The organism is Tardiphaga sp. 215_C5_N2_1 (assembly GCF_052076055.1).
Classification (GTDB): Bacteria; Pseudomonadota; Alphaproteobacteria; order Rhizobiales; family Xanthobacteraceae; genus Tardiphaga; species Tardiphaga robiniae.
In genome coordinates, this window is the sequence record NZ_CP197240.1 from 5,973,443 (window position 1) to 5,997,762 (window position 24,320).

Here is a 24,320-nt window from a genome sequence, read left to right on the forward strand (position 1 = left end):
ATGCTCCTGGCGCGCTAGAGGCTCAAGGCCGGTTCAGGAGCCACTGGTTGCAGGCTGCCAAACCGGCGTTCGCGTCGATGGAACGACATCAGCGCTTCTGCGAGATCTTCGGCTTCAAAATCCGGCCACATCCGTTCGGTGAAATGCAGTTCGGCGTAAGCGCTCTCCCAAAGCAGGAAGTCGGACAATCGCTTCTCGCCGCTGGTCCGGATGATGAGATCTACGTCGCGAAGCTCGGGTTCGCCTGTGACGAGACGCGAGAAGTTGGCGCGTGTGAGATCATCTAGCCCGGCGGCTTGAGCAACTGCGTTCAAAATCGCATCGCGGGCGGAGTAGTCAATCGCGACGCGCAAATGTAGAACGCCCCCGCCGACTGTTGCATCTTCGGCGCGCCCTATTGCCTCATTGAGGCCGTCGGGAAGGCGATCGCGGCGTCCAATCACGCTGAGACGGACGCCGTTGCGGACCAAGCTATCAACTTCTTTACTTAAATAGACTCGCAGCAGCCCCATCAGGGCGACCACCTCTGCCTTCGGCCGGCGCCAGTTGTCGCTTGAGAACGCATAGAGGGTGAGCGTCCCGACACCTTGCTGTGGCGCCGCCTCAACGACTCGCCGGATGGCTTCGACGCCAGCTTCGTGCCCACGCAAGCGGGACAGACGCTGTCGGGTCGCCCAACGCCCATTGCCGTCCATGATGATGCCGATATGAAGTTTGGATGAGAGACTACTTTGCATTACAAAGCTTCCTTTTAAAAAAAATGGAGGAATTTATGCAGGGCGGATGCCGAGACGAACCAAAGGGGCGTCTTGCTTGCCGGCAGCCTTCGCCGCGTCACGAACCAGCCGTTCAAGCACGGTCAGGTAGTCGAGAAAGCGGCGGCGGCCGATTTTTGTAAGGCGACAGCTGGTGTGAGGGCGGTTGCCCTCGTAGCCCTTGGTGACTTCGACTAGGCCGGCTTCCTGGAGCACTTGTAGATGACGGCTGAGATTGCCGTCGGTGAGTCCGCAGAGTTGCTTGAGATCGGCGAAAGCCAATCCTTTGGGATGTGCCATGAGCGAGGTCAACAGCCCGAGCCTTGCCTTTTCATGAATGACACGATCGAGGCCGTCGTAGGAGAACGGCGCGTTGTTCGCTTCAGTCTTCGACATCGATATCTCCGGAAGCAAAGTGCAGGACTGCAGCCATAAGTAACTGCCCGATCGCGAACGGCAGGCCCATCGTCCAAGGCGACAGAGCGTGGCTGTCGCTTGCCAGCATCAAAACCGCAAAGCCTGCCACGAAATACCAAGCGCCCGCGAACGCGACCGTGCGCGGTAGCGAACGGACAGATGCGAACACCCCTAAGCTTACAAGCACTTGCCACAGGCCGGGGAGCATCCACAGCGTCTCCGGAGCGAACTTCCAAAGCATCACAGCCAGTAAAGCACCTGCAACGCCGGCCGGTAGAAATTGCTCGACGGCCTGGTGAATCATGGCGTCGGAGAGACCCGAATGATGCCGCCGCGAACGCGCCTGCATCTCGATCCAGATCATTCCAACGCACACAAACGCGGTCGCAGCCCAGCCTAAGAAAAAGATCAGCGGATGGCCGGTCGGATCGTCAAGCCACAGGAATTGACAGGCCGCGGTGACCAAAGCCAAACCGCCTGTGGCGGCGACAACTGCCGGCCCATAGCCGTGAAACGCTGTACCGACGGCAATCTGGCTGCGGATTGCGAAAATGTCGGCCAACGCCTTGTCGAGATCGCGCATCTCATACCTCAACTTTACAGTGCAAAGTATACGCGTGTGCAAAGTAAACGCAAGTCCCGTTGGATCACGGGATGCGTGCTGACATCTTGTCGACTGCCTGCGGAAATGGTGGTTCGGGGTGAATTATATAGCAATTTCAATGTTATAAGAGCTCGCAGTTGTATCCTGAGCGGCGCGTCATTTTTCAGCCAATTCAGAGCAAAACCACGAATCCGAGCAGCGGTGGCGTTGACTGCTGCGGCTGTTTTCGATCGAAGACCGCCGTTTGCCGCACAATTTGAGGTGCGCGCTCGAGCATCCGCTCGTTGGTCTGAAACGGATTTGGGACCCTGCGACGACTTTACCGGCCCCAGAATGCCGGCGTCGCCTTGAAGCGCCGCCATTTCTTGCGGAGCGTTTTCGCGGCCGCAATCTCGTCGCGGGCCTGCCAGCCGGTGACCGTGCCGATGGCGAGGTGAAGCGCGGCCTGATCGTCCTGCCTGACGGAACCGAGCAATCCGCGGATACTTGCGATATCGCAAACGCGTCCCAGACTCTTCTGGAGCCTGGCGAGCCGAGCCACGTAGCGCTTGGCGGGCGCGTGGCCGGCGTAAAGTGGCAAGAAGAATTCGGCCGCATAGCGCAGCCTCTTGAGCTGGATCCTGAGACTGTGCCGCGCAGCGATGTCGAGCTGCCGGAAGTGCGTGCCACGCTTGCGCACCTTCCGCTGCTGTCGCGCCAGAATTTTGTCGGCGAGCGCCGGCATTGGCTGCGACAGGACAGCCAGCGCATCGCTGTCGATATCGTTGCGCCAGCGGCGGCGCTCGACCCAGTGCCCGAGCGAAAGCAGAAAACGGCTGTAGCGCGGATCGTCGAGAACCGCCTGCAGGCTGCCATAGCTCGACTTGCGCTGTCGCTCGATTGCCTCGCGCAAGCCGCTGAAGTCGACCTCCGGTGTCGTCGTCGCCACGCGAGAAACGATCGTGGCGGCGAAAACGTCCCAATCGCGGGTTCGGCCGAGCTGTCGCATCAGCCACCTCGCTTCGCTGTTGATCGCCTCGAACGAGGGCGATGGGATCTCGCGCCGGAACAGCGCACAGATCGTGCGCAAACGGCGCAGAGCGATGCGCATCTGGTGCACGCCTTCGGGGTCGGATCCCGCCTTTGCCACCGCGTGATTGCGCAGGAGATGATGCCAGCAGGCGCCCGCCAGCAGCGCAATGACGTCGTCAACCGCGTGCTCGGCAGTGATGTTGACGGGGTCGGCTTTTACCGCCGGTTGCACGACGTCGAACGCCAGCGCATAGCCGCGTTCCGCCTTGCTTCGTGTGCCGACCTGCAGCGGCTCGGCATCGAGCAACTGCGTTCCGAGATCAAACAGCGCACCGGCGTTGCCGCTCTTCAATTCGAGCTCGATCTCGGACAGGACTTCTTGACGCGTACCGGCCTCGATAGTCCCCACGTCAAAGGCGACTTCAACTGACGCATCAGGCAGATCGAGCTGCCGTGCATGTCGGCGAACTCTTGTCGCAAACGTTGGCACGAGCGCATCGGGCGTAAGCGTCGTCACCGGATCTCCGATCTCGGCGACAGGAAGCCGCGCCAGATCGGGAGTCATGCCGTCAACCGGTGTTTCCCACTGTCGTCGCGCCAACGGCCGCCCGATGTCGGGCAGAAGCTTCAATGTCTGAATGAAATGCTTGCCGCTGCGTCGCACGCGCAGCGACATGCCGCGTTGAAACAGCGCCCCCTCCGGTGTGTCGTAATAAATTGTCTCCAACCGGCGGACCACGCCGCGATTGCGCGCATGCTGCACGATGACGGGGATCTCGCGCAGTTTTTCGAGGATACCTTGCGGCGCCAGCAGCTTAAGTTCGATTTCCGCCTGTTCACCCGGTCGTACAGCAATTGCTGCGCCAGCAGAATCGGGCACGATTGGCTGCTGGGCGTTCAATGGTAACTCCATCGGAAGCACGCATCATGTTTTATGACACTAGCAAGACATGCCCAAGATGGCGATGGAATGACGCGGTAAATTACGACGGCAATTTCCGGATCGATCGGGACCAGCGGGACTCAGGGCTGTTCGAATGGTGCGAACGCCCACATTCGTGAAAAGCAAAACGCTGCCTCAGTTGGCGGCCTTAATTTGCTTTTCGCTTGGCGGTTTGATCGGGGTCTGCGGTACGGGACCGGTCACGACTGGAGATGATCTACCATTGGATGGCTTATCATCGGAGGCGTGACTTCTGATTGTCTCGAGCACCAGAAAAAACTTCTCGGCAAGCATGGCAGTAACCTCGCTGGCGAAAGTATCTCCATCATTAGTTGAGTCGAGTTGCTGAAAATTCAATCACTTACGGCAGGCCGCCGCAATTAAATTTGCGCGCCGGAGTATCGCGAACGGGGCAGCGATATCCGCTTAGTTACCTCGTCGGAGCGAAAGCGGTCCGGCGGAAGCCGAATTAGTCTCGAAGCAAAGGCAGGAGTATTTTGCCTTGCCGCTCGATCTCCGCCAGATAGGGCGTGTCGGACAGGATAAAATACTTGATGCCGAGATCGCGGTATTTCTGCAGCGAGCTGGCCACTTCAGATGCCGAACCGACCAGCCAGGTGGTGCCAGCGCCGGCTGCGCCGAATTTTCCTGGTGCCGTATAGAGATTGTCGTCGAGGACGTCGCCGCGGGCCTGCAGGTCGAGCAGTCGCCGTTGGCCGATTGCGATGGCAGGGCCGTGGTCGTTCCAGCCCGCGCCTGCTTTCCGCGCCATGTCGGCAACCTTGGCTTCCGCCGCAGCCCAGGCCTCGGCCGAGCTCTCCCGGACAAGCGTTGTGATCCTGAGACCAAACTCCAGGGGCGGGAGATCCCGATCGAGGCGCTGACTTAAGCTCTTGAGCCGTTCGATGCGCTGTTTGACGTCGCCAAGCGGTTCGCCCCAGAAGAGCTGGACATCGGCTTCGGTTGCGGCGACATGCTCGGCCGCGTCCGACGCCCCGCCGAAATACAGCTTCGGATGGCGGCGACTGCCGCGCTGGACGATGCGCGGCGCTGCGGTTGAGTCAGAGACGCGAAAATGTGCGCCGGAATAGGTGACGTTTTCTTCGGTCCACAGCCGCCGGACGATGCGCATGAATTCCTTGGTCCGCGCATATCGCTGCGACGAGTCGGCTTCGTCATCGCCGTAAGCCGCCAGATTGTCCTTGCCGGAGACGATATTGATGCGAACCCGGCCACCGCTCAATTGATCCAGTGTGGCTGCGGCAGATGCAAAATGCGCCGGCTGCCAATAGCCGGGACGGATGGCTATCAGCGGCTCGAAACTCGTCGTTCGGGCCGCCAGCACTGACGCGACGGTGAATGTGTCCGGCCTTCCCCAGCCGGTTCCGATCAGCGCGCCTTGCCACCCATGACGTTCCAGCGCTTGCGCCTGGTCGGCAAGCGTCTCGACGCTGTTGTGGTTTGGGTCGACGACATCGCCGCGGTGACCTGCCTTCACGTCATTCGGGATGTACCAAAGAAACTCCGAACGATCGCTCATGATGTCCTCTGACGATGGGATCGCATTTTTGCGTGCGACTCACCGTCCCGTGCCGTTATCAAAATGGGCGCACCGATGTCGCGCCGAACACGATGGCTGCGATTAGCGCAAATGCGCCGTAAACGGCAGCCGTGTGCAGGCGCACCGCTGTGCGGTTCGACGACGCGCGCGCACGGTTATGCAACCGGGCTTCCGCGGATAGTTCACGCATCATCGTTCTCCAACGCAACATTTGCAGATAACAAGGCGATAAATCCGGTCTACGCAAGCGCGCGCTATAAATAATGATGATCAGCACGCCGGGGCGTTCCGGCGTGGAGTAATATTCTCCATGCCGTCTGCGCCGGGCAATTTTGTTCGTTCGACGCTGATTGTCATTCTGGTCGGGCGAGGACAGTCTCGAACTCAGCGGGCCGTGGCGATACGGGATTGGCTAGCCTTGTGACTTCGCTGATCCATGAGTGCCTTAGCCGCGCGTTCCGCTGCCCGGGCCGATCCGAAATGGTCGCCTTCGAGCGTGTCGAAGGCAGGCTCTGATGAAAAGAAACGAAATCCGCGCTCTTCGGCGACGACGATTCCGGCAGTGCGATTGAAGACTTCGATGACATAGGCATTGGACATGCGCGTTCTGTTCGCCGCCGAGGCAGCGATCCTATCGGTGAGTGATGGGATGTTCGGTGTGAGTCGTTACGCCGGAATCAACAACACGCGCCGGTGGCCGCGGACACGCAGCGGCAGGTCACGCGCTTGCGCGACTGGCTCACTACTGTTGTCTCATATGCGGTCATTGCAGGCATTCCGAAGTGCATAATCTGTGTGAGGAATATCCGACGTCGGCGTTCGTTCGTCAATGAAATGGCCATCCAAATTTATCGGCACCGCAATGACGACGATGCTGCGCGCAGGCATGGGCGGCGAATGAACGGCTGTTTGGCGACGGCCGCAGCCATCCGACCGCCGCGAAATCGTTCCGCCACGCAGCGTGCACAGACTTGGGAGCTGCGCCACGCTGGTTCAGTGCCCGACCGCGATCGTGTCGGAAGCGAAGGGTACGTGACGTGAGCGCGTGAGAAGGAAGCATGGACGTATCGAAAATGCTGCACTTTTGGAATTCCTTGTCCTCGGCTCATGAGTCACAGTTGCAGCTGCGTGAGATCGCAACAGGGGAGCCGCGATGTCGAGGGTTGCCGAGGACGTCAAGCAAGACACAGATCGGGACGGTCCGGCGCCACTCTGGGACCTGGGTACGATCGTTACCGGGCTGCGCGAGTCCCGCGATGTTGCCCACAATATCTGGCAGCGTGGGCCGAGCAGACGGGCGCCGTCGCGCGAAGCCCTCGCGGACGTGCTCAAGAGCCTCACCGAGGCATTGTTTCCCCGGCATTACGGCCGCTCCGATTTTGGCACCGAAAGCATCGATGCGTTTGTCGAAGGCAAACTGGGCGCCGCGCTGGATGGCTTGCTCGAGCAAGTCTACCGCGGGCAGACTTTCGTTTCCGACGGTGCACCGACCGAGCGACATTTCGAGGATGCCGTTGCGTTGACGCGCGACTTCGCCGCCCGGCTGCCGGAGATCCGAGGCAGGCTGGTCAGCGATCTCAGGGCCGCCTTCGTGGGAGATCCTGCTGCAACGAGCTTCCCCGAAATCCTGATTGGCTATCCCGGCATGGTGGCGATCATCCATCACCGCGTCGCGCACCTGCTTTACAATCTCGGGGCAACGATGGTGGCGCGGTTGATCGCCGAGTTGGCGCATAGCGCAACGGGAATCGACATTCACCCTGGCGCGCGTCTTGGCGTCAGCATCTTCATCGACCATGGCACCGGTGTCGTGATCGGCGAAACTGCCATCGTCGGCGATCGCGTCCGAATCTATCAGGCGGTAACGCTTGGAGCCCGACACTTCCCGACCGATCACGAGGGCAAGGCCATCAAGGGCAATGCGCGCCACCCGATCATCGAGGACGATGTCATCATCTATGCGGGCGCAACCATTCTGGGACGCATCGTGGTCGGAAGCGGCTCCACTATCGGCGGCAATGTCTGGTTGACCGAAGACGTGCCGCCCAACAGTTTCGTGACGCAGGCATCGGTGCGCAGCAAGATCAGCCCGCGATGATGGTTGGATAGCCGGCCCGCTGCCGCTGTCGCGACAGGCACGGCCCGTGGTCGGGCCATGCCACATCGCGTCAGGAAGAACACGTGAGCTGCCCTCCCGCTGGGATTACCAGGCGGCGAGGATCGAGCCGTTGAACTTGGTGCGGATGAAATCCTTCACCGGCTGCGAACGATAGATCGAGATGAATTTCTTGATCTGCGAATCGTCTTTGCGATCGTCACGCGCGGCGAAGACGAGGGTATAATATGGCTTGGCTTCGACGACGCTGGTCTCGGCCGCAAGCGCCTTGTTGAGGTCCAGGCCAGCGAGATAGGCGTAGTTGGATGACACAAAGGCGGCTGCCACGTCGTCGAGAGAGCGCGGCAACTGGGCCGCGTCGATTTCGACGATCTGCAGCTTCTTCGGATTTTCAGTCACATCGAGAATGCTCGCCGAGAGGCCAGCATCGGTCTTCAACTTGAGCAGTCCAGCGGTCTGAAACAGCAACAATGCGCGCGCTGCATTGGTCGGATCGTTGGGGATGGCGATCTTGGCCCCGTCGGGAATGTCGGAGGCCTTGGTGTATTTCTTGGAGAAGACGCCGGCCGGCACCAGGATCGATTCATCGAGGGCGGAGAGCTTGTAACCGCGCGCCTTCGATTGATTGGCGAGATAGAAGCGGTGCTGGAAGTTGTTGAGGTCGATGTCGCCTGCCTGCAGCGCTGCATTGGGCTGGTTCCAGTCGCTGAACTCGATGATCTCCGCCTTCAATCCCTCTTTCTCGGAAAGCCGCGCGGCCTCGCGAAGAATGTCACCATAGGGCCCTGCCGAAACGCCGACCTTGAGCGGCTTGTCTGCGGCGTTGGCCTGCAGGGCGGGTAACGACAGTGCAAGCACCGAAAGGGAGAAAATAAGAAATCGAGATGCAGCTTTCATGATGTGTCCAGGTTGGGAATGAAGTGAATGTATCGCGCTCGCTACGACGGCGCAGCGTTCCGGATTGCCTAGAAGAAGCCCTTGGCCGGCAGCGGCGTGCCGTTGACCTCATACGCACCGATCGCCTGCGCCTTGTAGGTCACCGGGTTGTGCGACGACAGCGTTCGCGCATTGCGCCAGTGGCGGTCGAGGTTGTCGGACTTCTTGGTCGCGGATGCGCCGCCGGCATCGAACAGCAGGCTGCCGCTGCGGATAGCCAGTTCGTCGACGACGATCTTGGCTTTGGACGATGCGAGGGCGGCATCCAGCGCCGGCTTGGTATCTTCCCGATCAGGGGCCTTGCTCGATACGTCAAGCGCGTCGGCGGCGGCCAGCACGGTCGCTTCTGCCGCGAACGCATTGCTTGCGATCTGGCCAATAGTCTGTTGCAGGATCGGGTCCTCGCGCGGGCGAAGCGTCGGCGCGTAATAGAAACTGCGCGCGCGCCGCCTGACCAGGTCGCTGGCGTCACGCAGGATGGCTGCGGCGATGCCGGCATTGATGGCCGTCAGATAGAGTTGCGCGAACGTGTTCTGATAGGCGGCCCCATAACCGATATTGGGTTGATCGAAAATGAGCTCGGCCGCTTCGACCCGGACGTTGCGGAAATGCGTGGTTCCGCTTCCGGTCAGGCGCTGGCCCGAACCGTCCCAGTCATCGACCAGCTCGATACCCTCGCGTTTGACCGGAATGATCGTGGTCGCGAGCGCTTCATTGCCGTCCGCGACGCGCACCAGCACGTAGTCCGCGTAGAGCGTGCCGGTGCTGTAATATTTGGTGCCGTTAAGGCGGTAGCCATCGCCATCCGGCGTGACGGTGGTGGCGGGAGCGATGTCTCCCACTTGCGAACTGCCCAGCTCGGTGGTGGCGAGGCCGATGATGGCACCCGCAGCGACGTCGTCGCGCCACTTGCGGTTCTGCGCGCTTGGCGGCGAGGCCAGCAGGCGCTCGACCACGCTATAGTGGTTGCGCAGGATATGCGCGACATTGGCATCGGCCTCCGCCAGCCTGATGACTGCAGCGAGCAGTTCACGCACCGTACTACCGCCGCCGCCGTCGGCCTTGGGAATGCGGAGCGCGCCGATCCGCGATCGGCGGATCAGCTCGATGATGTCGTAAGGCAGAACACGGTCGTGCTCGCGTTCTGCCTCGCCCTGCGCGATGTGATCAAACAACTGTTGCAGATCGGACGAGCCAATCCGGATCGGCTGCGACACGTCGAACGAGTGCTGCGGTGTGGGCTTGTTCATGGGATTCTTTCTCGGCGATTCCGGTGGGGGGATCGAGCGGCGATAAAAACTTAAAGACTGGCCAGATGATCCGAGACGGTGACGGACTCGGGCAGGACCTTTCGCTCGGTCAGCCAGTTCGCTGCGGTTTGCAGTTCTCCGACGAATTTCTTGTCCGACACGGGGATGAGCGTGTAGTTGCGTTTGCGCTCGATGAACTGGTCTCGAATCCGGTCGTCATATTTCGCGACCTTCTGGATGAGGTGCTCGGCGTCGGTGGTGTTCTTGTTGACCCACTGTGCTTCCTTCTCATAGGCCGCGTTGAGCGCCCGCACGATGGCCGGATTGTCCTTCGCGAACTTGCGGGACGTCACGTAAGAGGAGAAGTCGATCTGGAACGGCAGGTCGCGTCCCTCAAGGAAAACGTCGTGAGCCTTGTAGTCCAGCCGCGCGATATCGACGCCCGGCGACCACATCGACCAGGCATCCACCTTGCCGGACGCGAGCGCCGGCGCTGCGTCTGGCGGGTTGAGGTAGACGAATTTCACCTTGGAGCGGTCGACCTTGTGTTTCTCGAGCGCTGCGATGAGCAGAAACTCGCCAAGTCCGGACCGGTTGACCGCGACAGACTTGCCGACAAGGTCCTCGACCTTGTTGATGCCGGAATCATCCTTGGCGATGATCGCCGTCGTGCGCGGCTCGTAGAGCACGAATTGGGTGAAGACGAGCGGCGAGCCGGCGATGATGGCCGCCAGCGCGGGCGTGGTGCTACCGCCAAAGCCAAAATCCGCACTGTCACCGGTCACTGCCTGCAAGGTCGGCGCGTGGTTCGGGAATGGGCCGAGCCATTCCACCTTGATGTCATGCTGGGCGAGTGCCTTCTCGAACTCGCCGCGCTCCTTCGCGATCAGCGTGAGGCCATGATAGCCCCAGGTGAGACGGACCTTGTCGGTCTTTCGCCCGGTGCTTTGCGCGATGGCGTCGTCATGGCTGGCGAGATGAATGCCGGCATAGGCGCTGACACCAGCCATCGCGAGACTGAGAAAATCCCGGCGTGACGATGTGAAGAACGGTTTTGACATGAGAAAACTTCCTGTGAGGTGGAATCAGGCGACCTGGAGATTGGTGGTGACGCCGAGTTCGCGAAGCAGTTGATCGCGGGATGCAGCCGGCCCGCCGTGAGTGTGGGCGCGGTGCTCGGACGCGATCGCGCCGTTGCGCATCACCAGAATTCGATCGGCCAAAGCAATTGCTTCATCGACGTCATGTGTAACGAGAAGAACGCCGGGCTGGTGGCGGGCCACAAGCTCCTTGACCAGCACATGCATGCGAATCCGCGTCAGCGCATCCAGTGCTGCGAAGGGTTCGTCGAGCAACAGCAGCCGGGGTTCCTGCACCAGCGCGCGGGCGAGTGCGACGCGCTGCGCCTGTCCGCCAGACAGATTACGGGGCCAGTCGTCCAGCCGGTCGCCGAGTCCGACCTCAACCAGAGCAGCGGCGGCGCGCTGGCGCGGATCCGCGCCGGGAAGGCCGAGCGAGACATTCTGCCAGAGCGTATCCCAGGGCAGCAGGCGATGTTCCTGAAACACCACGGCAGGTCGCCCGGGCACCTCGATATGTCCGCCCTGGATCTGGTCGAGGCCGGCGAGGGCGCGCAGCAACGTGGTCTTGCCGCAGCCGCTCTCACCGAGAAGTGCGACGAATTCACCGCGCCCGATGCGGAGATCCAGCCTGTCGATCACCACTCGCGGGCCATAGGCGCGCGTCAGGCCGCTCACGGTGACGGCGGTTTCGCTTGATGTCACGGATGTCGGGCTCATGATCGTGCGCCCTTGCCGTAGTTCGGATGCCAGGCGAGCAATTTGCGTTCGAGCAGCCGGGCGATGGAGTCGGCGGCAACCCCGATCAGCGCATAGATCACGATGGTCAGCACGATCACGTCGGTGCGCAGGAATTCGCGGGCGTCCATGGCGAGGAATCCGAGGCCGGATTGCGCGCCGACGGTCTCGGCCACCACAAGCGCCAGCCATGCCGTGGCCAGCGAATAGCGGACACCGGTGAGGATCGACGGCAGCGCGCCGGGCAGGATGATGCGCCGGATCAATTGCAGCGTGGACAGCCCCTGGACGCGGCCAAGCTCGACCAGCTTCGGATCGATCTGGCGAATGCCGAGGGTGGTGTTGATATAGATCGGGAAGGCGACGCCGAGCGAGACCAGAAAGATCTTCTGTCCTTCGCCGACGCCGAACCAGACGATGACGAGCGGCACGAGGGCGAGGAACGGGATCGCGCGGATCATCTGCACGCTGCGATCGATCAATGCTTCCGCGATGCGCGAGAAGCCCACCAGCGTGCCGAGGATGAAGCCGATGCTGCCGCCGATTGCAAAGCCCGCGGCCGCACGCAGCAGGCTGACGCCGAGATCGTTCAGCAGCGAGCCCGACAAAGTCAGCTTCCACGCCGTGCGTAGCACCTTCGAAGGTGCAGGAAGCACTTGCGGCGACAGCCAACCGGCCTGCGCCAGCGCTTCCCATACAACGATGAGGACGACTGGCGCGATCCAGGACAGGACGATCAGATTTGGCTTCAGGCCGGGTTTGGCAATGGCGGAAGCGTTGCGCGCGGGTGTCGGCGTTGCGGGCGCGCGATACTCCTGTTGAATGACGTAGTCGACGTTGCTCACCCTGCCATCCATTGCTGCAGTTCTGAAATTCAGCGGAGATGATAGAGCAACAAAAAGCGCAGCGTCTTCGATTTCTTCGGCGAAACCATTCTCCATGCGATATTAGATCAGTTTGATATCCGAGCGACGCGATTGAGAGGTGAACGATCTTTTGCAGTGCTTGTTTTTGGAAAATGAAGCTGCGTGTTGCCTTGAAATTCAATCGGCCCGAAGCGCAATGGAATTTTCTTGTGGTGCTATGCGTCATGCGAAGAAGAAGTTTCTCGTTCGATCCGCGCTATTTTGCCGCCGATGTCATAAGCGCATGGCGGCGCTTGCATTGTCGCGCGCGGGTCGTCTTATAGCGAGAGCGACGTGAATATGAGGCAGACAATGAGCACGAATTCTCTTCGATTTGGAGTCTGGGCACCGGTGCATGGGCCGCGGGCGGCGCATCAGGATCCCGAAGAGCCGTATGATGCGTCGTGGGAGCGCAACAAGGCGCTGGTCCTGCAGGCCGAGGCACTGGGCTACGATTCGACCCTGATCGCGCAGCACACCATCAATCCGCATCAGGAAGATCTCGATCAACTCGAGACCTGGAGTTCTGCAGCGGCGCTGGCTGCACTGACCAGCCGGATCGAGATCATCGCGGCGATCAAGCCCTATCTCTTCCATCCGGTCGTGCTCGCCAAGATGGCACTGCAGATCGAGAATATCAGCCGCGGCCGCTTTGCGCTCAATCTGGTCAATGCCTGGAACAAGCCCGAGCTGGAGAAAGCCGGTATTGGCTTTGCCGAGCATGACGATCGCTATGCCTATGGCAAGGAATGGATCTCGATCGTTGCGCAGCTGACGAGCGGGGAACGGCTGACGCACAACGGCGAAAATTTCGACATCCGAGACTACGCGCTGCGGCCGAAGGACCTGTACCGCGCGCGGCCTGCGATCTATGTCGGCGGCGAGTCCGAGCCGGCGCGCGATCTGGTGGCAGCGCATGGCGATGTCTGGTTCATCAACGGCCAGCCGCTGGCCGATGTGGCAGCGCTGATCGCCAATGTGGCGGCACGACCGCGGGCCGGCGCACCGCTCCGTTTCGGCCTATCTGCCTTCGTGATCGCGCGTGAGACGGACGCAGAAGCCGAGCGAGCGCATCAACGTCTGCTGGCATTGGCCGCGCAGGATGCGCCGATGAAGGCCATTCAGCGTGCCAATACCGATCCCAGGGTCGTGATGATGCAGACGATGCAGAAGTCACCGCGGGTCGGCACCAATGGCGGGACCGCTGCGGGTCTAGTGGGAAGCTACGATACGGTCGCCGCGCGCATTCGCGAATTCCACGTCGCCGGCATCGAGTTGTTCATGCTGCAATTCCAGCCATTGGAGAGCGAGATGCAGCGTTTCGCCGAACAAATCTTTCCGCGGGTGGAGAGGGAGGCAGCTTTACCGAAGGCCTCGCGCGGTTGAGTTGACACCGCGAGGCAGTGCTGCCGGAAGGCGTGATCTCCGTTTAGTGAAACCACCACACGAAAAGGCTGAGGAATGTCGCGTGTCCCAGTACCAAAGCGATCATCTTTCCGAGATACATGCCTTGGTCCCTTCTTCCGTCTACATGGCCGATGCGTTGTCTCTGACTGTATCGAGGCGGAGCGCCTGCAGGGCACGATCGAGTTGCTGGGCTGGCGTCGCTGTGGCTGCAGTATTCCGGGACGTATCAGGCTTGGGCTGATGGGCAGCGTGATAGGTCTCGACGGCCGTCGCGAGCGCGAGAGCACCTGCGATAGCAACGGCGAGAAGTGGCGGATGTGGCATCAATTCGACTCCTGAAGGCGCCCATTAACGCTCCACACAGCGCGCTTGGGAATTCCAAAGTTGGGCCGAACGGCTTCCAATCCTTCTTTCGGAGCGTCGGTCATGAGGCGTAAATGCTTGCGGATGCAAGCGATGTCCTGCTTGCGTGGGAACGCCGACGCCGAACGTTGTTCACGATGATCGTGATCACAACATCAAACATCTTCAATCGATACCGATGCTGAAATCACATCATCCGTTTTCACGCTAACGGGAAATGACGTTCTTATTTGAAACGCCCCATTGGCGCGGTGGGTCTCTGGGATCAGATTGAAGCAAATGGGCCGCATGAAATGTGCGATGAGCCCATATCAATCGGGAGAACCATCATGGGACTGCTCAACGAGAAGATCACGGCCGGTGCGTTCGTCACCGCGGATCTGAACTACCTGGCACCGATCAATGGCCGCCCTCGTACCTATACATTCGATCCTCCGGCCGGCGAGCCGCGCTCCACTGCGGAACCGGAGCTGCATGCGGTTGCGATCCATGATGCGCGACCGAGCATCGATCAGTGGTCGCTCGATGAACACGGCTTTGCGGTGGCGCACCAGCACAGCGCGGTCTCCGACTTCTACGATGATGAGAACGTCAAGGGCGTCTACTATCCCGAAGCCGAGAAGCTGCTCAAAGACATCACCGGCGCGAGCCGCGTCTTCATCTTCGATCATACCGTGCGCAAGCGCGTCGATGGCGTCAATGACCGCGGCGAAGGCCCGCGCCAGCCAGTCGCCCGGGTGCATGTCGATCACACCGACAAATCGGGTCCGCAACGTGTCCGCGATCTGCTCCCGGAGGATGCGGAAGAATTGCTCAAGGGGCGCGTGCAGATCATCAATCTGTGGCGTCCGATCCGCGGTCCGCTGAAGGATTCACCGCTGGCGGTTGTCGATGCGCGCACCGTTCGCTTTGACGAGCTGGTGGGATCGGATCTGGTCTATCAGCACCGGGTCGGTGAAACCTATGCGGTAAAATTCAATCCGCAGCATCGCTGGTACTACGTACCGGATATGACGCCCGACGAGATATTGCTGCTGAAGTGCTACGATTCGACCAAAGACGGCGTCGCACGTTTCGCTCCGCATACGGCCTTTGCGGATCCGACTGCGCCTGCTGATGCGCCGCCGCGCGAGAGCATCGAGCTGCGGGCGCTGGTGTTCCACGCGCCATAGGGCAGGTTAGCGCAACCATGACTGCTCCCGTCGATCGCGACGGGAGTATTCACTTGTGGTGATATCACGCCGTGACGGCCGCTGCGGGACGCTTGGCATAGCGGCTGGGCGGACGTTCCAATCCGAAGTGGTCGCGCAGCGTGGTGCCCTCGTAGTCGCGGCGGAAGATGCCGCGCTTTTGCAGCAGGGGGACGACTTCGTCGACGAACACGGCCAGGCCTGTCGGGAGTACGTCAGGCATCAGGTTGAAGCCATCGGCGGCACCGGCCCTGAACCAGGCCTCGATATCGTCGGCGATCGCCTCGGGCGTTCCGACGATGATGCGATGGCCGACCCCGCCGCCCAGCGCTTTGAGCAGTTGCCGCACCGTGAGATTATCCTTGCGGGCCATAGCGACGGTGCCCTTGAACATCGTCTGGTTGGCATTGGCCGGCAGTGGAATGTCCGGCAATGGCTTGTCGAGTTCGAGGATCTCAGGCGGGACATGCAGGGTTCCTGCCAGTCGCGACAGGCTGTACTGGATCGGCACCAGGTCCCACAACTCGTCCTGCCGTCGCTGCGCCTCGCCCTCGGTGCTGCCGATGATGGTCGCGAGGCCCGGCAGGATCACGATGGAATCCGACGGGCGGCCATAGGCGACGGCCCGCGCCCGCAGATCACGCGCATAGGCAACGCCGTCGTCGATCGATTGCGACAGCGTGAACATCGCATCGGCCTGCGCCGCGGCGAGGTCGCGGCCGTCGCTTGAACCGCCGGCCTGCACGGTGATCGGCCGTCCCTGCGGCGAGCGCGGCACGGTCAACGCACCGGCCACGGTGTAATGCGTGCCGCGATGATCGATGGCGTGGACCTTCGACGTATCGACGAAACGCGCCGTCGCCTTGTCGCCGACAAAGGCGTCGTCTTCCCAACTGTCCCATAGCGCGTGTACGACCTCGGCGAATTCCTTCGCGCGCTCATAGCGCAAGCCATGTTCGAGCACGTGCGAGAGGCCGAAATTGCGGCTCGCAGACGCGTCCGCCGTGGTCACCGCATTCCAGCCGACGCGGCCACCGCTCGCATGGTCGAGCGTCGCGAAGCGCCGCGCGATATTGTACGGCTCGTTATAGGTCGTGGATGCGGTGGCGATCAGGCCGATATGCGTGGTCGCGGCAGCCACGCTTGCCAAAACGATGGTCGGCTCCATGGATTGAAATGGCCGCAAGTCGATGCGGTCGGTGATGGCCGGCGTGTCGGCGAGAAAGATCGCGTCGAATTTTCCGCGCTCGGCGATCTTCGCGACATTCACATAATGCTGCACATCGTAGAATGCGCCGGGATCGCTGTCCGGCAGCCGCCATGCCGATGCATAGACCCCGGAATGGAGCAGGTTCACGTTGAGATGCAGTTTGCGTTCACTCATGGAGCATTCCTGATGGGCGAGGCGGAGAGCGATCCAGTTGTCTTCGGGCTCGCGCGTATGACATTCGCCCACTGATCGCATCGCATCGCGAATGATCTTTCAAACTTGATGTCGCGACGGTGAGATCGCGTGAAGTGCATTGTCTTTGCGCGGATTGCAGATTTAGATCGCGCTACAAATTGCTACCGCGTTGCAGCGCTCAGATGAAGTGGCAACTCTATGCCATTGATCACTTCAGAAAATGCGAGACGTTGCTGCTGCGGTTGGTAGTGAAAAACACCAACGGACGGTCCCCAATGAGGAAGATTAGTATTTCGCCACGCACTGCGATCGTCATCGCGTCGGTCATGCTGGGCGGACAGCTTGCGCAGGCGCAGGAAGGCAAGCCGGTTTCCGGCGGCGCCATTACATGGGGCGTTGCGACCGAACCGAGCTGCTTCGATCCGCATCGCGCCTCGCAGCAGGCTGCATTTTTCGTGGCGCGCAACTATATCGACTCGCTGGTTGGCAAGAAGACCGATGGCAGCTTTGCGCCATGGCTGGCCACGGAGTGGTCGATCTCGCCGGACGGCAAGGAATATACGTACAAGCTGCGCGAGGACGTCGTCTTCCACGACGGCGAGAAATTCGACGCCGCGGCGGTGAAGGCGAATTACGATTTCGTCAAGAAGCCGGAGAACGCCACCAATGCAGTCGCGCTGCTGCAATATTTCGACCGGGCCGAAGTCGTGTCGCCCTATGTCGTCAAATTGATCCTGACGCAGCCGGATTCGACGTTCCTGGAGTCCACGTCCAACGTCAAACTGGGCATCATCTCGCCAAAGGCCCTCGCCAAGGGCGACCTGTGCGGCGGTGGGCCGCTTCTGGCGGGCAGCGGACCATTCGTGTTCGAGCGCTACAGCCGCGGCCAGTCGGCGGTGTTCGTCCGCAACAAGGATTACAAGTGGGGACCGAGTTACGCCGCGCATACCGGCCCGGCCTATCTCGATCGCGTGACGCTGCGGTTCCTGCCGGAGGCCGCGGTGCGGGCCGGCGCGCTGACGTCGGGACAGGTCGATCTGATCGAAGGCGTGCAGCCGACCGATGTGGCGCTGTTTGCGGATCAGGCCGAGTTCAAATTGCTGACCGGCCCGTCCGGCGCCAGCACGTCATTCACGTTCAACATCAACTACACCATTCCGCCTGCGGATGACGTGCGGGTCCGGCGCGCGCTGCGAGACGGCTTCGATCTCGAGCCGCTGGTCAAGCAGGTCTATCTCGGTACGGTGCCGCGAGCATGGTCCATGATCGGCCCGGCCAACCCGGCCTATAACAAGGCGTTGGTCGGTGCATGGGGCAACAATATCGCGGGTGCCAACAAGCTGCTCGACGAAGCCGGCTGGACCGGCCGCGACGCCGAAGGCTTCCGCACCAAGAACGGCGTACGCCTGAAGATCGACGTCGGCTATCCGCAGCCTTACGTCCGCGACAACCGCGAAGTGTTGATCCAGGGCATCCAGGCCGCGCTGCGCAAGAATATCGGATTCGATCTCAACCTGCGCATCATCACCGCCGGCGAATATGCCAAGAACAACGCCAATGGCAACTGGACGATCTATCCGAACACCGACAATCCATCGGATCCCGCGCGGGAGTTGTGGGACATGCTCGGCTCCAAAGGGTTTCTGTATTCCAACATCGCCAATCCGGATCCTCAGATCACGGGTCTGATCGATGAAGCGCTGCGCTCGACCGACGTGGCGAAGAAGCGTGCCCTCACCGATGAAATCCAGAAGCTCGGCGTCGATCAGGCCTTCATCGTGCCGATGTTCGCTCCGAGCTGGTTCCTGGCGGCGAAGAACAATGTCAACGGGCTGAGCTTCGAGGCGGGTCTGGACTCGCCGTCGAGCGCCTATGACTTCTGGCTGGCGAAGTAGACGAGATCATGTGGTCTCGTATCATTTCCAGATTGCTCACCAGCCTCGTGGTGGCCTGGGCAAGTGTGACGGCGTCCTTCCTCGCGCTGCACGCTTTGCCGGGGCGCATCCAGGATATCCTGGCGGGCGATCTGGAATATCCAGGGCTGCGCGAGGCGATTGCGGCGGAGTGGGGGCTCGATCGCAGTCTGCCCGCGCAGTACCTGGATTTTCTTCTGCGCATCCTGCAGGGCGATTTCGGCACGTCCTACGTGCTGCGCCAGCCCGTCACCGAGGTCGTGGGATCGCAACTGATGCCGACGGTGCAGCTCGCGCTGCTCGGGGGCATACTGGCGATCATCATTGCGATCGCGCTCGCGTTGCTGACGGCAGGGCGTGGTCGCATCTCGCGCCAGATCGCATCCTTTCTGGAACTGGTGTTCGCATCGACGCCGGTGTTCTGGCTCGGCATTCTGCTGCTGATGGCGTTCTCGTTCACGCTGCGCTGGTTTCCGGTGTCCGGGGCCAGTGGCTGGCAGTCGATTGTGCTGCCGTCGCTGACACTGGCACTGCCGACGGCGGGCCTCCTCGCGCAGGTGCTGCGTGAGGCGATGGAAAAGACGCTCGATCAGCCCTTCGTCACTACGGTGCGTTCGCGTGGCGTCGGCGAGCTCGTGATCCGCGCGCGCCATGTGCTCCGGCATGCCCTGCTGCCGGCGGTGACGCTGGGTGGCTGGCTGATTGGCGGACTGCTCGGCGGCGCTGTGATCACGGAGAAAGTCTTCGGGCGTCCGGGTCTCGGCACCGTGACGCTCGGCGCCGTGCTGACCCATGACGTGCCGGTGGTGCTGGCCGTGGTGCTGCTGGCCGCTTTCATCCATGTCGCAGCCTCGACCGTGCTCGACATCCTGTATCTGCTGATCGATCCGCGACTGAGGGCGCAATGAACGTGCAAACCCGTCCGCTCGCGGACTTGTCCGTCGCGCTCGACCCGCAGGTCAATCCGCCCGGTGCGGCGGACCCGGTGACGACGGCGGCCGTGATCGCGCCGCGATTGCTGTCGCCGGGCCTTGCGATCTCTCTGGCGTTCCTGTTCGTGCTGCTTCTGGCCGCGGCATTCCCGCGCGCCTTCACCCAGTTCGATCCGCTGATCGGCGATTATGCGCTGGGGCTGAAGCCGCCGAGCTGGGAGCATCTGTTCGGCACCGACCGGCTCGGCCGTGACGTGTTCGCGCGGACCATCCACGGCACGCGCTATTCGCTCCTGATCGGGCTCGGCGGCATGGCGATCAGTCTGGCCTTCGGCATCGTGCTTGGCATTCTCGCCGGACAGCGCAACCGCTTCCTCGACGAGGCGACGTCGCGCGTGTTCGACGTGCTGTCGTCATTCCCCGGCGTGCTGCTGGCGATGCTGGTGGTCACGTTTCTGGGGCAGGGTATGCTCAACATCGCCATTGCCGTGGGAATTGCCGGCATTCCGAAATTCGGCCGGGTGATCCGTGCCCAAACGCAATTGGTGCGCGATGCCGATTACGTGACGCATGCGGTCGTCTGCGGCCTCGGCCGCTGGCAGATCTTCATCCGCCATGTGCTGCCGAATGTCTTGGTCGCGGTGCCGGTAATCGCGACGGTCTATATCGGCAATACCATCCTCGCGGTGTCGGGCCTCAGCTTTCTCGGCCTCGGCCCGCAGCCGCCGACGCCGGAATGGGGCGTGATGCTGGCGGAGAGCCGCGACGTGCTGCGCGTGGCGTGGTGGCCGGGCGTATTTCCCGGCCTCGCCATCACGCTGACGGTGATCGCCTTCACGCTGGTCGGCAATGCCATCCAGAAACGATTTGAAGGACGGCTGGCATGACGGACAAACCATATCTGGTCGTTCCACAGCCCGATGATCTGCTAATCGATATCGAGGGCCTCTCGATCGGTTTTGCCGGCGCCTATGGCGGCGTGCCTATCGTCCGGAACTTCGACCTGACGATCCGCCGCGGCGAATGCGTGGCTTTGGTCGGCGAGTCCGGATCGGGCAAGAGCATCACCGCACGCAGCCTGCTCAACCTGTCCGGCGATGGGGCCGAGATCGACGCTGACCGTTTCCAGATCAAGGGCCGTAATGCGTTGCAGTTTCGTGAAGCCGACTGGCGCAAGCTGCGCGGCACGGTCACGGGCCTGGTCATGCAGGACGCGCTGGTGTCGCTGGATCCGCTACGCACCATCGGCCAGGAAGTCGGCGAGGTGCTCTCCGCGCATCGGACGTTACGTGGGCGACACACAGTTGCCGCACGCGTCACCGACGTGCTGCGCAAGGTTGGCATTCCCGATCCCGAACACCGGGCTATGCAATATGCGCATCAGCTCTCCGGCGGTTTGCGCCAGCGCGCGCTGATCGCCTCGGCCATTGCGGCCGACCCGGATCTCATCATCGCAGACGAACCGACCACATCGCTGGATGTCACCGTCCAGGCGCTGGTACTGGCCGTATTGGCCGAGCGCGTGCGGGAAGGCGCCGGACTGCTGCTGATCAGCCACGATCTCGCAGTTGTGGCTGGCATTGCCGATCGGGTGATCGTGATGCGCGACGGCCGCATCGTGGACAGCGGAGCTACGGCGGATGTCTTGCGCCGTCCGCGCCATCCCTATACGCGCCAGCTTCTTGCTGCGATCCCATCCGCTGATTCAAAAGGACATCTGCTCGCCTCCGCCCGGTTTGACGTCGCCGGCGCGGAAGGCGGCAGCACCAACGGGTCTATCATCGTCCGCGAGCCGCTTCCGGCCCGCAAGCCATCGGATGACGCCGTGGTGCTGCAGGTGGACGGCATATCGAAGCGATACGTATCGCGGCGGACGTCTGGCCGCGAGCCGCCGCTTCCGGCGCTGGATCGGGTCAGTTTTGCTATGAAGGCCGGCGAGGTTGTCGGCATCGTCGGCGAATCCGGATCTGGCAAGTCGACCTGCGCCAAGGTCGTGCTCGGATTGCTCGCGCCGGATGAGGGCGAGGTGCGCCTGCTCGGGCAGCGCTGGTCCGGGGTGGCGGAGGCCGAGCGGCGCGCGCTGCGCGCAAGGCTGCAATATATCCCGCAGGATGCCCTCAGCAGTTTCGATCCGCGCTACCGGGTCGCTGATGTGATTGCCGAAAACCTGACCGGCGATGCGCGCGCAAAGCGCGACCGCATCGTCGCGCTGCTCGAGCAGGTCGGGCTGAACGCCGGTCATCTCGGTCGCACTCCGCGGTCGCTGTCGGGCGGCCAGCGGCAGCGAGTCTCCATTGCACGTGCACTGGCAGCGGAGCCGGACATCATCGTGTGCGACGAGCCGGTGTCGGCGCTGGATGTTTCGATCCAGGCGCAGGTGCTGGATCTGCTGAGCGAGCTGCAGGCGCGCCTCGGCACCGCGCTGCTCTTCATCTCGCACGATCTGGGCGTCGTCCAGCATATCGCGGATCGCGTGCTGGTGTTTCACCGCGGGCAGATCGTCGAAGCCGGGCCGGTCGATCAGGTGTTTTCCAACCCGGCCGATGATTACACCAGGGCCTTGTTGTCATCGATCCCCGCGATCGAGAGTGCCTTCGTGCGTTCGTCTGCCAATGCGGCGATAGCTGGCCCTTCGACGGCACGATCGGTTTGAACGGAACGACAAGACGGCTTGAAATACTCTACGGCGCCGGCACCCGTTTGCCGGTCGTGCGGTTTCGGAATGGCCGTGGCGGGTGCCGTGCCGTCTCGGCTTTCGCTGCCAGCGCATCGACCAGGTGATGCGCGGCCGGCCACGCGCCATAGCCCGACGCGATATTGATGTGGCCGGCATCGCCCATATTGACGAAGTCCGAGCCCCAGCTCTCGGCCAGCATGCACGCCCGCTGCAGCGACATGAAGGGATCGTTGCTGCTGGCAACGACAATGCTCGGAAACGGCAGGGATGTCGTCGGCATCGGTGCAAAGTTGCGCAATTGCGGGAATGCGTCGGTGTTCGTTTCCACATCGGCCGGTGCGACCAGAAGTGCGCCGCCGATTTTGATGTCCGGCACTCGCAGCGCTGCATGAGCAATGAGGATACAGCCGAGACTGTGGGCGACTGCGATCGCGCCGGGATTGGCATCCGCGCTCGACAGAAGTCGCTCCACCCAGCGATCGAGCACAGGTGCGTCCCAGTCGTCCTGCTCGACGCGGCGCGCAAACGGCGTATGGCTTTGCAACAGGGTCTGCCAGTGGCCGTCCGGTGATCCGTGAAGGCCCGGAATGATCAGAGCGCCCCGCATGCGTCGATCCCTCTGCTGTTTTGGTGCCAGCCCGAGCGGAAGGCCGGCGTCGCGTCGTTCGGGTCGTTACTCCGCGGCGATAGCGGATGGCAGCGCGGGGCGGAACGAGGAGGCTGGATGCGGCGATTGCAGCCGTGCGCGACCGGCACCGAATAATTTCTCGCGAAGGGTGCCGGGCGCGTAGGCGCTCTTGTAGATGCCGCGTCGGGTCAGTTCAGGAATCAGGAGATCGACGATGTCCTCGAAGCTTCCCGGCGAGATCGCGAAGGCGAGGTTCAGGCCATCGACGTCGGTCTGCGCGACCCAGTCCTCGATAGCGTTAGCTACCTGTTCGGGCGTTCCGACCACGATTGGCCCGATGCCACCGATGCCGACATGCTCGGCGACTTCGCGTACCGTCCAGGTGCGATCGGGATCGGCGCGGGTGATATTGTCCATCGCCGTGCGGCCGGCCTCGTTGTGGACGTGCTCCACCTTTTGGTCGAGGTCATAGGTCGAGAAATCGACGCCGGTCCAGCCGGACATCAGGGTTAGGGCGCCCTCATGGTTGATGTAGCGACGATACTCCGTATGCTTCGCGGCGGCTTCCTCCTCGGTGCGGCCGAGGATCACCGTCATCATGCTGAACATCAGGATTTCCGACGGGTCGCGCCCTGTTTCTGCCGTAAGCGCGCGGATCGCAGCGACGCGCGGTGCGATCACCTTCGCGGACGGACCGGACATGAACACGCATTCGGCGTGTTGCGCGGCGAACAGTTTTCCGCGCAGCGACGTTCCGGCCTGATACAGCACCGGCGTTCGTTGCGGTGACGGCTCGGAGAGATGGATGGCGTCGAGCGTGTAGTTCTCGCCATAATGCTGGACGCGGTGAACACGCGACGGCTCGGTGAAGATACCGCGCGCCTTGTCGCGCTGCACGGCGTCGTCTTCCCAGCTGCCTTCCCACAGCTTGTAGACGATCTCCATATATTCTTCGGCGACGTTGTATCGGTCGTCATGGGCATTCTGGCTGGCCTTGCCCATGCCCTTGGCGGCGCTGTCGAGATAGCCGGTAACGATGTTCCAGCCGATGCGGCCATCGGTGAGGTGATCGAGGGTCGACATCCGGCGGGCGAATGGATAGGGCGGCTCGTAGGACAGCGTACAGGTCACGCCGAATCCGAGATTATCGGTGACGGCAGCCATCGCCGACACCAGCAGCAGCGGGTCGTTGACCGGCACCTGCGCGGCATTGCGCAATGCCGCGTCCGGATTGCCGCCGAACACGTCGTAGACGCCGAGCACATCTGCAAGGAAGAGGCCGTCGAAACGACCGCGTTCCAGAGTTTTGGCCAGATCGAGCCAGTAGGGCAGGCGATTATAGTCGCTGGAGTGGTCGTCGGGATGCGTCCACAGGCCGGGCGACTGGTGCGCCACGCAGTTCATGGCGAATGCGTTGAGACGAATCTGCTTGGTCACGTGGTGTCCTCCAGATGCCGCGGCGTCATTGCGCCGCTGGGATCAAGACCGGC

General features: G+C 61.9%; 23 protein-coding genes. 7 read left to right on the forward strand and 16 right to left on the reverse strand.

Annotation, left to right across the window (positions count from 1 at the left end):
* Positions 1 to 14: 14 nt before the first annotated feature.
* The 7 genes from AB7828_RS28390 to AB7828_RS28420 form a co-directional block, all read right to left on the reverse strand.
* A complete protein-coding gene (locus tag AB7828_RS28390; protein WP_441231796.1) occupies positions 15 to 737 on the reverse strand; it encodes a di-trans,poly-cis-decaprenylcistransferase in 723 nt (240 codons plus the stop codon).
* A gap of 33 nt (positions 738 to 770) precedes the next feature.
* Positions 771 to 1,151 carry a transcriptional regulator gene (locus AB7828_RS28395; protein ID WP_441231797.1) on the reverse strand — a complete coding sequence of 127 codons (381 nt, stop codon included), beginning with the start codon at positions 1,149 to 1,151 and terminating at the stop codon, positions 771 to 773.
* On the reverse strand, positions 1,138 to 1,755 hold the full coding sequence (locus AB7828_RS28400; RefSeq protein ID WP_441231798.1) for a hypothetical protein: 618 nt from the start codon (positions 1,753 to 1,755) through the stop codon (positions 1,138 to 1,140). The genes AB7828_RS28395 and AB7828_RS28400 overlap by 14 nt, the downstream gene beginning before the upstream one ends.
* A 340-nt stretch (positions 1,756 to 2,095) precedes the next feature.
* On the reverse strand, positions 2,096 to 3,667 hold the full coding sequence (locus tag AB7828_RS28405; RefSeq protein WP_441231799.1) for a CYTH and CHAD domain-containing protein: 1,572 nt from the start codon (positions 3,665 to 3,667) through the stop codon (positions 2,096 to 2,098).
* A 532-nt stretch (positions 3,668 to 4,199) separates the two neighbouring features.
* Complete coding sequence (locus AB7828_RS28410; protein ID WP_441231800.1) at positions 4,200 to 5,270, reverse strand: LLM class flavin-dependent oxidoreductase; 1,071 nt, start codon at positions 5,268 to 5,270, stop codon at positions 4,200 to 4,202.
* A gap of 58 nt (positions 5,271 to 5,328) precedes the next feature.
* Entirely contained in the window at positions 5,329 to 5,481 is a 153-nt protein-coding gene (locus tag AB7828_RS28415; protein ID WP_086937164.1) for a hypothetical protein, read from the reverse strand.
* 194 nt (positions 5,482 to 5,675) lie between these two features.
* Entirely contained in the window at positions 5,676 to 5,891 is a 216-nt protein-coding gene (locus AB7828_RS28420; protein ID WP_068738647.1) for a hypothetical protein, read from the reverse strand.
* A 553-nt stretch (positions 5,892 to 6,444) separates the two neighbouring features.
* Here AB7828_RS28420 and epsC point away from each other — a divergent pair.
* Entirely contained in the window at positions 6,445 to 7,389 is a 945-nt protein-coding gene (gene epsC / locus AB7828_RS28425) for a serine O-acetyltransferase EpsC (RefSeq protein WP_441231801.1), read from the forward strand.
* Between the two features lie 105 nt (positions 7,390 to 7,494).
* Here epsC and AB7828_RS28430 read toward each other — a convergent pair whose 3' ends face one another.
* The 5 genes from AB7828_RS28430 to AB7828_RS28450 form a co-directional block, all read right to left on the reverse strand.
* A complete protein-coding gene (locus AB7828_RS28430; protein ID WP_441231802.1) occupies positions 7,495 to 8,304 on the reverse strand; it encodes a MetQ/NlpA family ABC transporter substrate-binding protein in 810 nt (269 codons plus the stop codon).
* Positions 8,305 to 8,372: 68 nt separating this feature from the next.
* Entirely contained in the window at positions 8,373 to 9,593 is a 1,221-nt protein-coding gene (locus tag AB7828_RS28435) for an acyl-CoA dehydrogenase (protein WP_441231803.1), read from the reverse strand.
* Between the two features lie 50 nt (positions 9,594 to 9,643).
* The gene (locus tag AB7828_RS28440) at positions 9,644 to 10,654 is read right to left on the reverse strand and encodes an NrtA/SsuA/CpmA family ABC transporter substrate-binding protein (protein ID WP_441231804.1); all 1,011 of its coding nucleotides are present in this window, start codon (positions 10,652 to 10,654) and stop codon (positions 9,644 to 9,646) included.
* Positions 10,655 to 10,678: 24 nt separating this feature from the next.
* On the reverse strand, positions 10,679 to 11,392 hold the full coding sequence (locus AB7828_RS28445) for an ABC transporter ATP-binding protein (protein WP_439057489.1): 714 nt from the start codon (positions 11,390 to 11,392) through the stop codon (positions 10,679 to 10,681).
* Entirely contained in the window at positions 11,389 to 12,177 is a 789-nt protein-coding gene (locus AB7828_RS28450) for an ABC transporter permease subunit (protein WP_244558582.1), read from the reverse strand. Before AB7828_RS28450 ends, AB7828_RS28445 begins: the two co-directional genes overlap by 4 nt.
* Positions 12,178 to 12,627: 450 nt before the next feature.
* Between AB7828_RS28450 and AB7828_RS28455 the strand changes: the two genes are divergently transcribed.
* A complete protein-coding gene (locus AB7828_RS28455; RefSeq protein ID WP_441231805.1) occupies positions 12,628 to 13,701 on the forward strand; it encodes an LLM class flavin-dependent oxidoreductase in 1,074 nt (357 codons plus the stop codon).
* A gap of 141 nt (positions 13,702 to 13,842) precedes the next feature.
* Here the strand turns inward: AB7828_RS28455 and AB7828_RS28460 are convergent, their stop codons facing one another.
* Positions 13,843 to 14,046 carry a hypothetical protein gene (locus AB7828_RS28460; RefSeq protein WP_439063120.1) on the reverse strand — a complete coding sequence of 68 codons (204 nt, stop codon included), beginning with the start codon at positions 14,044 to 14,046 and terminating at the stop codon, positions 13,843 to 13,845.
* A 368-nt stretch (positions 14,047 to 14,414) separates the two neighbouring features.
* On the opposite strand from AB7828_RS28460, the gene AB7828_RS28465 reads away from it, so the two are divergent.
* Positions 14,415 to 15,257: a CmcJ/NvfI family oxidoreductase gene (locus AB7828_RS28465; RefSeq protein ID WP_441231806.1), complete on the forward strand. Its 843-nt coding sequence runs from the start codon at positions 14,415 to 14,417 to the stop codon at positions 15,255 to 15,257.
* A gap of 64 nt (positions 15,258 to 15,321) precedes the next feature.
* Here the strand turns inward: AB7828_RS28465 and AB7828_RS28470 are convergent, their stop codons facing one another.
* Positions 15,322 to 16,659: an LLM class flavin-dependent oxidoreductase gene (locus AB7828_RS28470; RefSeq protein ID WP_441231807.1), complete on the reverse strand. Its 1,338-nt coding sequence runs from the start codon at positions 16,657 to 16,659 to the stop codon at positions 15,322 to 15,324.
* 296 nt (positions 16,660 to 16,955) lie between these two features.
* On the opposite strand from AB7828_RS28470, the gene AB7828_RS28475 reads away from it, so the two are divergent.
* Genes AB7828_RS28475 through AB7828_RS28490 form a run of 4 tightly spaced genes read left to right on the forward strand, consistent with a single transcriptional unit; the run spans position 16,956 to position 22,178 of the window.
* A complete protein-coding gene (locus AB7828_RS28475; protein ID WP_441231808.1) occupies positions 16,956 to 18,575 on the forward strand; it encodes an ABC transporter substrate-binding protein in 1,620 nt (539 codons plus the stop codon).
* 8 nt (positions 18,576 to 18,583) lie between these two features.
* Positions 18,584 to 19,501: an ABC transporter permease gene (locus tag AB7828_RS28480; protein ID WP_441231809.1), complete on the forward strand. Its 918-nt coding sequence runs from the start codon at positions 18,584 to 18,586 to the stop codon at positions 19,499 to 19,501.
* Positions 19,498 to 20,412: an ABC transporter permease gene (locus AB7828_RS28485; RefSeq protein WP_441231810.1), complete on the forward strand. Its 915-nt coding sequence runs from the start codon at positions 19,498 to 19,500 to the stop codon at positions 20,410 to 20,412. The genes AB7828_RS28480 and AB7828_RS28485 overlap by 4 nt, the downstream gene beginning before the upstream one ends.
* Positions 20,409 to 22,178 (forward strand): dipeptide ABC transporter ATP-binding protein, encoded by a 1,770-nt coding sequence (locus AB7828_RS28490; protein WP_441231811.1) that lies wholly within the window; start codon positions 20,409 to 20,411, stop codon positions 22,176 to 22,178. Before AB7828_RS28485 ends, AB7828_RS28490 begins: the two co-directional genes overlap by 4 nt.
* A gap of 28 nt (positions 22,179 to 22,206) precedes the next feature.
* On the opposite strand, the gene AB7828_RS28495 is transcribed toward AB7828_RS28490, so the two are convergent.
* Positions 22,207 to 22,809, reverse strand: coding sequence for an alpha/beta hydrolase (locus tag AB7828_RS28495; RefSeq protein WP_120288768.1), 603 nt, complete (start codon positions 22,807 to 22,809; stop codon positions 22,207 to 22,209).
* Positions 22,810 to 22,875: 66 nt separating this feature from the next.
* Positions 22,876 to 24,267 (reverse strand): LLM class flavin-dependent oxidoreductase, encoded by a 1,392-nt coding sequence (locus AB7828_RS28500; protein WP_441231812.1) that lies wholly within the window; start codon positions 24,265 to 24,267, stop codon positions 22,876 to 22,878.
* Between the last annotated feature and the right edge of the window lie 53 nt (positions 24,268 to 24,320).